The sequence below is a fragment of the Streptomyces sp. SudanB25_2051 genome (assembly GCF_964272635.1).
Taxonomy (GTDB): Bacteria; Actinomycetota; Actinomycetes; order Streptomycetales; family Streptomycetaceae; genus Streptomyces.
On sequence record NZ_OZ186787.1, the window covers coordinates 3,250,102 to 3,263,882 of the forward strand.

11 protein-coding genes are annotated in these 13,781 nt (G+C 71.3%); 7 read left to right on the forward strand and 4 right to left on the reverse strand.

What is annotated here, in order from left to right; all coding sequences use genetic code 11:
* The first annotated feature begins 62 nt into the window (after nucleotides 1-62).
* From ACSUPT_RS14535 to trxA, 7 genes are all read left to right on the forward strand, one after another.
* Complete coding sequence (locus ACSUPT_RS14535) at nucleotides 63-2,459, forward strand: DUF6049 family protein (RefSeq protein WP_436944568.1); 2,397 nt, start codon at nucleotides 63-65, stop codon at nucleotides 2,457-2,459.
* 45 nt (nucleotides 2,460-2,504) lie between these two features.
* Complete coding sequence (gene murJ, locus ACSUPT_RS14540) at nucleotides 2,505-4,724, forward strand: murein biosynthesis integral membrane protein MurJ (RefSeq protein ID WP_399218655.1); 2,220 nt, start codon at nucleotides 2,505-2,507, stop codon at nucleotides 4,722-4,724.
* Between the two features lie 119 nt (nucleotides 4,725-4,843).
* Nucleotides 4,844-6,565 (forward strand): protein kinase family protein, encoded by a 1,722-nt coding sequence (locus ACSUPT_RS14545; protein WP_351966172.1) that lies wholly within the window; start codon nucleotides 4,844-4,846, stop codon nucleotides 6,563-6,565.
* 55 nt (nucleotides 6,566-6,620) lie between these two features.
* A complete protein-coding gene (gene sigM, locus ACSUPT_RS14550) occupies nucleotides 6,621-7,325 on the forward strand; it encodes an RNA polymerase sigma factor SigM (RefSeq protein ID WP_351966173.1) in 705 nt (234 codons plus the stop codon).
* A complete protein-coding gene (locus tag ACSUPT_RS14555; protein ID WP_436944570.1) occupies nucleotides 7,322-8,254 on the forward strand; it encodes a hypothetical protein in 933 nt (310 codons plus the stop codon). Before sigM ends, ACSUPT_RS14555 begins: the two co-directional genes overlap by 4 nt.
* A 127-nt stretch (nucleotides 8,255-8,381) precedes the next feature.
* Nucleotides 8,382-9,356, forward strand: a complete 975-nt coding sequence (gene trxB / locus ACSUPT_RS14560) for a thioredoxin-disulfide reductase (protein ID WP_351966175.1) — start codon at nucleotides 8,382-8,384, stop codon at nucleotides 9,354-9,356.
* A gap of 54 nt (nucleotides 9,357-9,410) precedes the next feature.
* Nucleotides 9,411-9,752: a thioredoxin gene (gene trxA, locus ACSUPT_RS14565; protein ID WP_399218652.1), complete on the forward strand. Its 342-nt coding sequence runs from the start codon at nucleotides 9,411-9,413 to the stop codon at nucleotides 9,750-9,752.
* 82 nt (nucleotides 9,753-9,834) lie between these two features.
* On the opposite strand, the gene ACSUPT_RS14570 is transcribed toward trxA, so the two are convergent.
* The 4 genes from ACSUPT_RS14570 to rsmG form a co-directional block, all read right to left on the reverse strand.
* The gene (locus tag ACSUPT_RS14570) at nucleotides 9,835-10,452 is read right to left on the reverse strand and encodes a GNAT family N-acetyltransferase (RefSeq protein ID WP_351966177.1); all 618 of its coding nucleotides are present in this window, start codon (nucleotides 10,450-10,452) and stop codon (nucleotides 9,835-9,837) included.
* Between the two features lie 174 nt (nucleotides 10,453-10,626).
* Nucleotides 10,627-11,721 carry a ParB/RepB/Spo0J family partition protein gene (locus ACSUPT_RS14575; protein WP_404146580.1) on the reverse strand — a complete coding sequence of 365 codons (1,095 nt, stop codon included), beginning with the start codon at nucleotides 11,719-11,721 and terminating at the stop codon, nucleotides 10,627-10,629.
* Nucleotides 11,718-12,806 (reverse strand): ParA family protein, encoded by a 1,089-nt coding sequence (locus tag ACSUPT_RS14580; RefSeq protein WP_365724585.1) that lies wholly within the window; start codon nucleotides 12,804-12,806, stop codon nucleotides 11,718-11,720. The genes ACSUPT_RS14575 and ACSUPT_RS14580 overlap by 4 nt, the downstream gene beginning before the upstream one ends.
* Before the next feature lie 234 nt (nucleotides 12,807-13,040).
* Complete coding sequence (gene rsmG, locus ACSUPT_RS14585; RefSeq protein ID WP_399218649.1) at nucleotides 13,041-13,775, reverse strand: 16S rRNA (guanine(527)-N(7))-methyltransferase RsmG; 735 nt, start codon at nucleotides 13,773-13,775, stop codon at nucleotides 13,041-13,043.
* Nucleotides 13,776-13,781 lie beyond the last annotated feature (6 nt).

Below are 13,781 nucleotides of genomic sequence, written 5' to 3' on the forward strand. Positions count from 1 at the left end.
ATGCCTGGACGCGGGAACCGGCAGGGACCGACGGCACCAGACGACGAGGGACGGACGAGCGCGTGGCCGAGGCGGCAGACTTCCAGGGCATCGATCCCTCCCCTGCCCGCCGCTGGCTGCGGCGGGCCGCCGCAGTCGTCGCCGCAGTGCCCCTCGTCGCCGGGCTCCTCCAGCTGCCCGCCAGCTCCTCGGCCGCCGCGCTGGCACCGGCCGCGTCCGTGGCCGCCGCGGCGACCGGCTCCCGTACCGTCGCTGTGTCTCTGGACACATTCGCACCCAGTGCCCCCGTGAAGGGCGACACCCTCACACTGAGCGGCACGGTGACCAACAGGGGCAAGGAGACGGTGAGCCAGGCGCAGGTCGACGTACGCCTGGGCGACCGGCTCTCCAGCCGCGGCGCCATCGAGGACGCCGCACGCCGCACCGGCTTCTCCGAGGGCCGGGACGGCAAGCCGCTGGGTGGCGCGTACGTGGTGAAGGTCCCCGAGCTGCCGTCCGGCGCCACCCGCGACTTCACGATCACCGTGCCGGTCGACAAGCTGGGCGTGGACGACGCCGGCGTGTACCAGCTGGGCGTGTCCCTGTCCGGCCGCACCCCGAGCGAGCCCTACGACCAGGTGCTGGGCGTCGACCGGACGTTCCTGCCCTGGCAGCCGGCCGCTCCCAAGAGCAAGACGCAGCTGACGGTCCTGTGGCCGCTGATCTCCTCCGCGTACCTGTCGGCCCAGACGGGCTCCGACGACCAGCAGACGCCGGTGTTCGAGAGCGACGCCCTCGCCGCCGAGCTCGCGCCCGGAGGCCGGCTGGAGCGCATGGTCACGCTCGGCGCCGAGCTGCCCGTCACCTGGGTCGTGGACCCGGACCTGCTGGCCACCGTCGAGGCGATGAGCGGCGATTACCAGGTCAGGGCCGGCGACACCACGCTGCCGGGGAAGAACCAGGTGGTCGCGAAGCAGTGGCTGAACGCCCTCGGCAAGGCGGTGCAGGGCGACAAGGTCATCGCGCTGCCCTACGGGGACCCCGACCTGGCGTCGCTCGCGCACCGGGGCAAGCGGGTCTCCGGCTCGCTCAGCCACCTGCGGCCCGCCACCGAGCTCGCCGAGTCGACGGTCGAGACGATCCTCCACGTGAAACCGTCCGTGGAGTACGCCTGGCCCGTGAACGGGGCCGTGGACCCGTCGATCGTCGATGTGGCGACCTCCGCCGGCGCGGACAAGGTGATCACCCGCAGCGACAGCATGCGGGAGCGCCTCTCCTACACGCCGAACGCGGCCCGGCCGATCGGCGGCGGGACGACGGCCGTCGTGTCGGACGCCGTCCTGTCCACCGCCTTCGAAGGCGACATGACGCGGGCCGGGGACTCCACGGCCGCGGTCCAGAAGTTCCTCGCGCACACCCTCGCCGTCACCCACGAGCGGCCGGGCACGGGCCGCAGCGTCGTCGTCGCCCCGCAGCGGATGCCGACGGCCTCCCAGGCGGAGTCCCTGGCGACCGCCCTGCGCGCCCTGGGCTCGGAGCGCTGGTCGCAGTCCTCCGACCTGATCACCGCCACCACGGCCAAGCCCGACCCGAAGGCGACGACGGGCGTGCCGTCCGCCAGGCGCTACCCGAAGCCGCTCAGCCGCCAGGAGCTGCCCGAGGCGGTGTTCCAGCAGATGCGCACCACGCAGGACCGCCTCGACAACTTCAAGGTGATCCTCACCGCCGCGCACCGCGTCGTGACGCCGTTCGGCAACGCGATCAAGCGGGAGATGTCCACGTCGTGGCGGGGCCGGCCCGAGCAGGCGGCTGAGTACGGGCGCGGCGTGCAGGCCCATCTGGAGAGCCTCAGCGGCGAGGTGAAGCTGATCGACAAGTCGGACCTGACGCTCTCGGGGCGCAGCGCCACGATCCCGGTCACCGTGCAGAACCAGCTCGTGCAGGGCGTCGACCACCTCGTGCTGCGCCTGACGTCCAAGAAGCCGACCCGTCTGAAGCTCAACGACGGCAACGTCGTCGCCGAGCTGCCGGTGCGGGTCGACGGCGGGCACAGCCAGTCGGTGAAGTTCACGGCGTCCGCCAACGCGAACGGTCCCGTCCCGATCGAGGCGCAGCTGTTCACCGAGGACGGCCGGCCCTACGGCCAGCCGATGCAGTTCACCGTGAAGGTCTCCGAGATCACCTCGACCGTGATGCTCGTCATCGCCGGGGGTGTGCTGCTTCTGGTCCTCGCCGGTGTCAGGATGTACAGCCAGCGCAAGCGCGCCGCGGCGGCGCGGGAGGCCGGCGCCGAGGCGGAAACCGACGCGGAGGACGACGCCGAGGCGGCGGAGACCGTCGGAACACAGCCCTCGGACGAGGCCGGTCCCGCCCTCCCGGTCGCGCAGAGCGACGATCCGGTGCAGCCGAGTGACCCCGCGACGGACACCGGACCGCAAAGCACCGACCCGTCGGGCCCGGGTGAGAAAGTGGAGCATTGAGCGATGTCGTGGCCGGCCGGCCGGGGACGATGAGGTGGGGTAACCATGAACGCGCCGTACGACGGTGACCGCGGCCAGGGCGCGGGCGGCGGCAGTGTGCCGCCGGACGGGCCCCCGCCCGCCCCGCTGCCCGGACAGGTCCCGCCCGCCGACGCGTCGGCCCCCCAGCACCCCTACGCGCAGGACCCGTACGTCCAGGACGCCTACACCCACGACCCGTACCGCTCCCACGACCTGTCCTCGCAGGACCCGGTCGGCGAGGCCCTGTACGACCGGGCCGCGCACCCGCCGCCCCCGCCGGGCACCTACGAGGAGCCGCGCCCGCTCTACGAGCAGCCGGCCGCCCCGCAGTACGCGCCCGACCCGCGGGTGTGGGCCCAGACCCCGCCGCCCGAGCCCGCGGGACCGTCCCGCCACCTCCCGTACGGCGAGGACGCGAGGACCGTCCAGTTCACCGGGGTCGACGACCTGGTGACCCACGCCGCCGACGAGCGGCCGGCGCCCGACGCCTTCGCGCACCTGTACCGCGACCAGCAGGTCCAGGCCGGCCAGGCGACGGCGGTACCGGTACCCGAGCCGGTGGAGCCCGAGGTGCCCGCGGAGCCGGTGGCGCCCCCGCCGCCGAAGAAGGCGGGCGGAAAGGCGTCCGGACTGCTGAAGTCCAGTGCCGTGATGGCGGCCGGCACCCTGGTGTCGCGGCTCACCGGCTTCCTCCGCAGCCTGGTGATCACCGGCGCCCTGGGTGCGGCGACGCTCGGTGACGCGTTCACCGTGGCGTACACGCTGCCCACGATGATCTACATCCTCACCGTGGGCGGCGGGCTCAACTCGGTCTTCGTCCCGCAGCTCGTCCGCTCCATGAAGAACGACGAGGACGGCGGCGAGGCGTACGCCAACCGCCTGCTGACCCTGGTGATGGTCGCCCTCGCCGTGATCGTCGGCGTCGTCGTGTTCCTCGCGCCGCTCCTGGTCCACGCGATGTCTCCGACCATCGCCAACGACCCGGACGCCAACAGCGTCGCCGTCACCTTCGCCCGGTTCTGCCTGCCCACCATCTTCTTCATGGGCGTGCACGTGGTGATGGGTCAGATCCTCAACGCCCGCGGCAAGTTCGGCGCGATGATGTGGACGCCGGTCCTCAACAACATCGTCGTCATCTTCACCTTCGGCATGTTCATCTGGGTCTACGGCTCGTACTCCGAGACCAAGATGGGCGTCGACGTCATCCCCGACGAGGGCGTGCGGCTGCTCGGAGTCGGCGTCCTGCTGGGCCTCGTCGTCCAGGCACTGGCGATGATCCCGTATCTGCGCGAGGCGGGCTTCCGCTTCCGTCCGCGCTTCGACTGGAAGGGCCAGGGCCTCGGCAAGACGGTCAGGCTGGCCAAGTGGACGGTCCTGTTCGTCCTCGCCAACCAGGCCGGTGTCGTCGTCGTCACGCAGCTGGCCACCGCGGCCGGAAAGGCGTCCGGCACGGACGGCGCGGGCATCCTCGCCTACTCCAACGCCCAGCTGATCTGGGGCATGCCGCAGGCCATCATCACGGTCTCCGTCATGGCCGCGCTGCTGCCGCGCATCTCCCGCGCCGCGCACGACAACGACCCGGGTGCCGTCCGCGACGACATCTCGCACGGTCTGCGCAACTCGGCCGTCGCGATCGTGCCCGTCTCCTTCGGCTTCCTCGCCCTCGGCGTGCCGCTGTGCACGCTGCTCTACGCCTCCAGCGGCCAGGAAGCGGCCACCGGCATGGGCTTCATGCTGATGGCGTTCGGCCTCGGCCTGATCCCCTACTCCGTCCAGTACGTCGTCCTGCGCGGCTTCTACGCTTACGAGGACACCCGGACGCCCTTCTACAACACGGTCATCGTGGCGGCCGTCAACGCCGCCGCGTCCGTGGTCTGCTACCTGGTGCTGCCGGCCCGCTGGGCGGTGGTCGGCATGGCCGCCAGCTACGGCCTGGCCTACATGGTGGGCGTGGGCATCGCCTGGCGGCGGCTGCGCAACCGCCTGGGCGGCGACCTCGACGGCGCCCATGTCGTCCGGACGTACGCACGTCTCTCCATGGCGTCCGTGCCCGCCGCGCTGGCCGCGGGCGCCGTCGCCTGGGGACTGCTCGGCCTGCTCGGCATGGGGGCGCTCGGCTCTCTGGTGGCGCTCGTGGCGGGCGGAGCCGTACTGATCGGCGTCTTCTACGTGGCCGCCCGCAAGATGCGCATCGAGGAGCTGAACGCCATGGTCGGCATGGTCAGGGGCCGCCTCGGCCGCTAGAAGAGGGGGCAGTCGCACAACCATCGCCGCCCACCGCGTGTCGTGCATAGCGGTGGACTGTGGGCACAATTGGCATGGCTGCTGGATATGGCGCATCGGATGGGGAGGCAGGAACGACGGTGGCGGAACGTAGCACGGCTGCCGTCGACGTGGCCGACAACAGCGGTGACGACCCGCTGGCCGCCAAGGCGGACACGACCACGGCCGACGGGGCGGAAGCGCAGGGCGCGACGGACATGTCTTCCCGGAACACGAGCGGCGCACAGGAGGCCGCGGACGAACCCGCCATCAAGTCCCCCGAACTGCACAGCGGGCACAAACTCGCCCGCCGCTACCGGCTCGAGGAGTGCGTCACCCGTCTGGACGGTTTCAGCAGCTGGCGGGCCGTCGACGAGAAGCTGCGCCGCGCCGTCGGCGTCCACGTCCTGCCGGCCGACCATCCGAGAGCCCGTTCCGTCCTGGCAGCCGCCCGTTCCTCCGCCCTGCTCGGCGACCCGAGGTTCGTGCAGGTCCTCGACGCCGTCGAGGAGAACGACCTCGTCTATGTGGTGCACGAGTGGCTGCCGGACGCCACGGAGCTGACGACTCTCCTGGCCTCGGGCCCCCTTGAGCCCTATGACGCCTACCAGCTCGTCAGCCAGGTCTCCCAGGCGATGGCCGCCGCACACCGCGAGGGCCTCGCCCATCTGCGGCTCACGCCGAGCGCCGTCCTGCGCACCTCCACCGGCCAGTACCGGATCCGCGGCCTCGCCGTGAACGCCGCCCTGCGCGGCATCACCGTCGACCGCCCCCAGCGCACCGACACGGAGGCCATCGGCGCGCTCCTCTACGCGGCCCTCACCCAGCGCTGGCCGTACGAGAACGACGCCCACGGCCTGACCGGCCTGCCCAAGGGCATGGGCCTGCTCCCGCCCGACCAGGTGCGGGCGGGAGTCCACCGGGGCCTGTCCGACCTGGCCATGCGCGCGCTCGTCAACGACGGCGCGACCGCCTCCCGCCAGGACCCGCCCTGCACGACGCCCGACGAGCTGGCCAAGGCCGTCGCGGCCATGCCCCGCATCCGCCCGCCGGAGCCCGAGTTCCCGCCCGCGCCCGAGTACCAGCGCACGACCTACCAGCAGGGCACCTACGGCCGGCCCCAGCCGCACCCCGGCGCCGCCGTCACGCAGCCGGTGCTCACGCCGCCCGCGCCCCTGGAGAGCCGCACCGGCAAGGTGCTGAAGTGGGCCGTCTCCGCGCTGCTGATCGCCGCGCTGGGGCTCGGCAGCTGGCAGATCGCCGACCGCCTCCTCGACCAGAGCGGCACCAACGACGACCCGGGCACCACCCAGCCGTCCCCCAGTCCGTCCCTCGACGACAAGGCCGCGCCCCAGCTCCGGCCGCTGAGGATCGTCGAGGCGCGGGAGTACACGCCCGGAGGGTCCGGCATACAACTCCGGCAGGTCGGAAACGCGATCGATGGCGACCCGGAGTCGGCGTGGATCACCCCCGAGTACCACGGCTACGCCAACTTCGGGAATCTGCCCAACCGCCAGGGCGGCAGCGGCATCGTGGTGGACCTCGGCAGCGAACAGAACGTCTCCGCCATTCGCGTCAGCCAGTACCGGACCGGGCAGACCCTGCAGCTCCGGGCCGGCGGCGAGGCTGCCATGGGCTCCAGCTCCCTCACGGACTTCCCCCAGGAGCTGACCCCGCTGAAGCGGGCGGACGGCGATGTCGACGTCAAGCTCGACAAGCCGGTCCGCGCCCGCTACGTGCTCGTCCACATCACCGAGCTGCCGCCGGACGGCTCGCCCGACAGGTTCCGCGGAGGCATTTCCGAAGTCCAGGTCCTGGGCTGACCGCCGCCTCGCACCGAGGCCGCGAAGGCGCCCGAGCACATCGGAGGTAAGCCGCATGGGAGCGGGGACAGGGCAGCCGCCCGATGACGCGGACCTGCTGGCCCGGCATGTCGCGGGGGACCCCGACGCCTTCGGCGAGCTGGTACGGCGCCATCGCGACCGGCTCTGGGCCGTCGCCATCCGTACGCTCGGCGACCGCGAGGAGGCGGCGGACGCCGTGCAGGACGCCCTCGTCTCGGCGTTCCGGGCCGCCCACACCTTCCGGGGCCAGTCCGCCGTGACGACCTGGCTGCACCGCATCACCGTCAACGCCTGCCTGGACCGGGCCCGCAAGACCGCCTCCCGCAGGACCGCGCCCACGGACGACACGCAGCGGCTGGAGCAGCTCCTGGAGCCGCACGAGTCGGCCGAGGCGCCGGCCGAGCGCCACGATCTGCACCGCCAGCTCCTCGCCGCGCTCGCCAGGCTTCCGGCGGACCAGCGCGCCGCCCTCGTCCTCGTCGACATGCAGGGCTACCCCGTGGCCGAGGCGGCCGAGATCCTGGGCGTGCCCACCGGGACGATCAAGAGCCGCTGCGCCCGCGGCCGCGCCCGGCTCGTCCCCCTGCTCACCCATCTACGCCCCGCCCCCGTGGATAACCCCGGTACCGACGGGGGAAGGAACCGGACGCCGGGGACATCCGTCCCATCGGCGTCGGGACCAAGGGACCCGGGACCGAATGATCCTGCTGCTGTGAAGGGCGGAGGTGGACGCGCGTGACATCCACGGCCGACACGACTCAGCACCCGGACGTCTCGGAGATCTCCGACCTCACCGAAGGCATCCTCCCGCCGTCCCGCACGGCGGACGTACGGCGCCATCTGGACCGCTGCGAGCTCTGCGCCGACGTCCGCGACTCCCTGGAGGAGATCCGCGGCCTGCTCGGGACCCTGCCCGGTCCGTCGCGCATGCCCGTCGATGTGGCCGAGCGCATCGATGCCGCGCTGGCCGCCGAGGCTCTCCTCGACGCGACCGCCCCGGACGGCAGCGGCGATGTTTCACGTGAAACCACGTCGGAACCCGCCACGACCGCCACACCCGCCGTCGGAAGGCCCGGCTCACGGCCGGTGGACCGGCCCGCCGCCGCGCCGACGGGGCGGCCTTCCGGCTCCAGCGGTCCTGGACGTGCCCCGGCCGGGCGCCGCCGCCGGCACAGGGTGCTCAGCGCCGTCTGCGGCCTGGCCGCGGTCGGTCTCGGCGTGCTGTTCTTCCAGGGGACGGACCCGACCGGCGAGGCCCCTCCCGCCACCCACGTAGAAGGCGCACGGGAGCCGGGGGACGCCCGCTTCTCGGGGGCCGCGCTCCCGGACAAGGTGCGCTCCCTGCTCAGCACGCCCGGGCAGCCGGAGAAGGACGCACCCGCGCGGGTCCAGTCGGAGGGCGTCACCGCGGACACCCCCGACCCGATGATGAAGCGGGCCGCCCCTCCGCTGCCGGAGTGCGTACGGGAGGGGATCGCCCGGAGCGAGGAACCGCTCGGCGCGGAGCGCGGCGAGTACCGGGGACGAGACGCCTACCTGGTGGTCCTCCCGCACCCGCGTGCCTCCACCCGTGTCGACGTCTACATCGTGGACGCCGCGTGTACGACGGCCAAGACGCCGGCCGGTCCCGCGGACGTGCTGCTCAGGCACTCGCAGCCCCGTCCCTGACAGCCCTGCCGGATGCCGCACGGGTCCTACGGGAATGCGCGCCCCGTAGTATCCGTTGGGTGGGTTGAGAGTCCCGAACCAGCCCCCCGTAGGCAGTAGGCAGTCTGCAGAGACGAGGAAGAAACCCGTGAGCGACGTCCGAAACGTGATCATCATCGGCTCCGGGCCCGCCGGCTACACGGCGGCGCTCTACACCGCACGCGCGTCGCTGAAGCCGCTGGTCTTCGAGGGCGCCGTCACCTCCGGTGGCGCCCTGATGAACACCACCGACGTGGAGAACTTCCCCGGGTTCCGGGACGGCATCATGGGCCCCGAGCTCATGGACAACATGCGTGCCCAGGCCGAGCGCTTCGGCGCCGAGCTCATCCCGGACGACATCGTCGCCGTCGACCTGACCGGTGACATCAAGACCGTGACGGACACGGCCGGCACGATCCACCGCGCCAAGGCCGTCATCGTCGCCACCGGCTCCCAGCACCGCAAGCTCGGCCTGCCGAACGAAGACGCGCTCTCCGGCCGCGGCGTCTCCTGGTGCGCCACGTGCGACGGGTTCTTCTTCAAGGACCACGACATCGCCGTCGTCGGCGGTGGTGACACGGCGATGGAGGAGGCGACCTTCCTCTCCCGCTTCGCCAAATCGGTCACCGTCGTCCACCGCCGGGACACGCTGCGCGCCTCCAAGGCGATGCAGGAGCGCGCCTTCGCCGACCCGAAGATCAAGTTCGCCTGGGACAGCGAGGTCGCCGAGATCCACGGCGACCAGAAGCTCAGCGGGCTCACCCTGCGCAACACCAAGTCGGGCGAGACGTCCGAACTGCCCGTCACCGGCCTCTTCATCGCCGTCGGCCACGACCCGCGCACCGAGCTGTTCAAGGGCCAGCTGGAGCTGGACGACGAGGGTTACCTGAAGGTGGACGCCCCCTCCACGCGCACCAACGTAAAGGGCGTCTTCGCCGCCGGCGACGTCGTGGACCACACCTACCGCCAGGCCATCACGGCCGCGGGCACGGGCTGCTCCGCCGCCCTGGACGCCGAGCGCTTCCTCGCCGCCCTCGCCGACACGGAGAAGGTGGCCGAGCCGGAGAAGACCCCCGCAGTCTGACCCTCGATTCCCCACACCCACACCACCACACCCCGCACAGTGAAGGAGGCCGTTGTGGCCGACCTCAAGGCAGTGACCGACGACTCGTTCGAGGACACCGTCCTCAAGAGCGACAAGCCCGTGCTGGTGGACTTCTGGGCCGAATGGTGCGGCCCGTGCCGCCAGATCGCCCCGTCGCTCCAGGCGATCGCCGATGAGTACGGCGACCAGATCGAGATCGTCAAGCTCAACATCGACCAGAACCCGGGCACGGCTGCGAAGTACGGCGTCATGTCGATCCCGACCCTGAACGTCTACCAGGGCGGCGAGGTCGTCAAGACGATCGTCGGGGCCAAGCCGAAGGCGGCGATCGTCCGCGACCTGGCCGACTTCATCAGCGACGAGGCCAAGGCCTGACCTCCGTTTCACGGAAAACCATGTTTCACGTGAAACACGAACGGCCCATCCCTGCGGGGATGGGCCGTTCGTCGTCCGTGGCTCAGAGCGGACGCAGTGCGGGCTCCTTCTGAACGGCGCCGAGCAGGCGGTCCAGCGCCAGCTCCACGTCCTCCTTCCACGACAGCGTGCTCCGCAGTTCCAGCCGGAGCCGCGGATAGACGGGATGGGGACGCACGGTCTTGAAGCCGACCGAGAGCAGATGGTCTGCGGGCAGGACACAGGCCGGCTCTTTCCAGCGGGCGTCCCCGAAGGCCTCGATGGCCTTGAAACCGCGCCGCAGCAGGTCCTTCGCGACCGTCTGCACCATCACCCGCCCGAGGCCCTGCCCCTGGTACCCCGGTGTGATCCAGGCCGTCATCAGCTGCACCGCGTCGGGGGACACGGGGCTGGTGGGGAAGGCCGTGGAGCGGGGCACATACGCGGGCGGCGCGTACATCACGTATCCGACCGGGACCTCGTCCACATAGACGACACGGCCGCAGGATCCCCAGTCGAGGAGGACGGCGGAGATCCACGCCTCCTTCTCCAGCTCCGGCGTCCCGGCCTTGATCGCGGCCTCGCCGCTGACGGGGTCGAGCTCCCAGAAGACGCAGGTGCGGCAGCGCTTGGGCAGGTCCGGGAGGTTGTCCAAAGTGAGCGGTACGAGCCGACGCCCCATGAAGGTGATCCCTCCCTTCCTTCGCCTGCCGCACCACGGCGGTGGATGCGCATACCCGAACGCATCGTATCGATCGGGCGATGACGCGCATACGGGAAAAGGCCAAAGGGCGGACCTCGCCCCGGTGAACTCCGGGGAGGGTCCGCCCTATCGTGCCGGGCGCCCGAAAAAGGGTCAGCCTTCGCCGGCGGAGGCGTCCGCCTCCTCGGCCGTTCCCCTGTCCAGGACGCGCTTCTCGCCGAGGGTGCCGAGAATCCGGTTCAGGTCCTCCATCGAGGCGAACTCAACGACGATCTTCCCCTTCTTCTGGCCGAGGTCGACCTTCACACGGGTCTCGAAGCGGTCCGAGAGCCGGGTGGCCAGCTCGCTCAGCTCCGGGGCGACCCGCGCGCCGGCACGCGGCTTCTTCGGCTTGGCCGCCTTGGCGGGCTCGGAGCCCATCAGCTGGACGATCTCCTCCACCGTGCGGACGGAGAGCCCCTCCTCCACGATGCGGCCCGCGAGCCTGTCCTGCTCCTCCGGGTCCTCCACCTTCAGGAGCGCCCGTGCGTGACCGGCGGACAGCACCCCGGCCGCCACACGGTTCCGGACCGGGAGGGAGAGGCGGAGCAGCCGCAGGGTGTTGGTGATCTGCGAACGCGAGCGGCCGATCCGGTCCGCCAGCTGGTCATGCGTGCAGTTGAAGTCCTTCAGCAGCTGGTCGTAGGCGGCTGCCTCCTCCAGCGGGTTGAGCTGGGCCCGGTGGAGGTTCTCCAGCAGCGCGTCCAGCAGGAGCTTCTCGTCCTCGGTGTCGCGGACGATCGCCGCCACCCGCTCCAGACCGGCTTCGCGGCAGGCGCGCCAGCGGCGCTCGCCCATGATCAGCTCGTATCGGTCCGGGCCGACCGAGCGGACGACGACGGGCTGGAGGAGGCCCACCTCCTTGATGGAGGTCACCAGCTCGTTGAGCGCGTCCTCGTCGAAGACCTCCCGGGGCTGGCGCGGGTTGGGCGTGATGGAGTCCAGCGGCAGCTCGGCGAAGTGGACGCCCGCGGGCATCCCGGCCCCGTGGCCCTCGGACTGCTCCGGCAGCGTGACCTCCGAGCGCGCGGGCACCGCCGGCGGAAGCGTCGCCACCTTGGAGGCGGCGATGCCCCGCTCGGAGCCCAGGGCCGGGATGGCCGTGGGCGACGTGGACGCCGTCCCGACCGTAGCGGTCTGCCTCTCCTGGGGGGCACCGGGAATCAGGGCGCCGAGCCCACGTCCCAGCCCCCTGCGTCGCTCACTCACTGGTTCCCCTCCGACATGCTGTGCTGACTGTGCTGGTACTGCTGCTGCGTGCCCGTGTGGGCGTGCTGGGCGTCGTAATGGATGCCCACCCCCCGGAACGCGATCTCACGGGCGGCCTCCAGATAGGAGAGCGCACCGCTGGAGCCCGGATCGTAGGTGAGGACCGTCTGCCCATAGCTCGGCGCCTCCGAAATGCGGACCGATCGCGGGATGCTGGTCCTCAGCACCTCCTCGCCGAAGTGGTTGCGCACTTCCTCGGCGACCTGCGAGGCGAGCCTGGTCCGACCGTCGTACATGGTCAGCAGGATCGTCGACACATGCAGGTCCGGGTTGAGGTGGCCCCGCACCAGGTCGACATTGCGCAGGAGCTGACCCAGGCCCTCCAGCGCGTAGTACTCGCACTGGATGGGGATCAGGACTTCCGCGCCGGCCACCATGGCGTTGACCGTCAGCAGGCCGAGCGACGGCGGGCAGTCGATCAGGATGTAGTCCAGCGGCTGCTCGTAGGCGCGGATGGCCCGCTGAAGCCGACTCTCCCGCGCCACCAGCGACACCAGTTCGATCTCCGCACCGGCGAGATCGATGGTGGCGGGGGCGCAGAAGAGGCCTTCGACGTCCAGGACAGGCTGCACCACATCGGAGAGCGGCTTGCTGTCCACGAGGACGTCATAGATCGAGGGGACTTCCGCGTGATGGTCGATCCCCAGGGCAGTGGAGGCGTTGCCCTGCGGGTCGAGGTCGATCACCAGGACGCGGGCGCCGTGGAGAGCCAGGGAGGCGGCGAGATTGACCGTCGTGGTGGTCTTCCCCACGCCGCCCTTCTGGTTGGCGACGACCATGATGCGGGTCTGCTCGGGCCGGGGAAGCCCCTGGCCGGCCCGGCCCAGTGCCTGAACGGCCAGCGGGGCCGCAGAACCCATGGAGGTGTCATCCAGCGGGGGATGTGTTTCACGTGAAACATCGTCCCCGAGCGATTCGGTACGGGGACCGGGGACCGGGTCGGTCATCGGTCCCGCGATGTTGGCGTCGGACCGCAAGGATTCACTCTCCTCGGCTTCAGGCTCGCGATGAACAGAGCCTGCCATGCTTCCGGTGTCGCGAACCAGCGAGGCCCCTTGTTCTGTGGAGGAATCCACTTCTGTGGACAACTCCGTCGCCTCATCGGGGGACGGGCGGCGTCCCGGCGCGGCGGCCGCACGGCCGCGGCTGATGATTCCCTGCAGCAGTGAGCGACGTTTCACGTGAAACACGATGCACGCGCCGCAGGGTCACATCCTCTCGACACTCCGTAACGCGGATGCGGGGATTCGACGCCGGGCTCACCGGCGGCGGCGCGATGTCCTCGCTGCCTTGGCCCGCTTGGCGGCGAACCGCACCCCGCCGGGGCTCTCCCCGACCTCGACGCGGACCACGGTGGACATCGGGTCGACGATGCCCTCTCCCACGTGCAGCACGGAGGTGCGCACGACGCCCAGCTTGCTCAGCGCGGCACGGGCTCCCTGGATCTCCTCCTCGGCCGTGTCGCCCTTCAGCGCGAGCATCTCGCCGTAGGGGCGGAGCAGGGGAACACCCCAGCCGGCGAGCCGGTCCAGCGGCGCGACGGCGCGGGCCGTGACCACATGCACCGGGGGAAGCTTGCCGAGCATCTCCTCGGCGCGGCCGCGGACCACGGTCACATGGTCCAGCCCGAGCAGTTCGACGACCTCCTGGAGGAAGTTCGTCCTGCGGAGCAGGGGCTCCAGCAACGTGATCTTCAGGTCGGGGCGCACCAGCGCGAGCGGGATACCCGGCAGTCCGGCCCCGGAGCCGACGTCGCACACGGTGACGCCTTCCGGTACGACCTCGGAGAGGACGGCGCAGTTCAGCAGGTGCCTCTCCCACAGCCGCGGCACTTCACGGGGTCCGATGAGGCCGCGCCTGACGCCCGCGTCCGCGAGCAACTCCGCGTACCGGACCGCTTCCGGGAAGAACTCACCGAAGACCGTGTGGGCCTCCTGGGGCGCAGGGGGAAGTTCCTCTGCCTCGGACACGGGAACCGTCCTTCCGTACCGCACTACCGC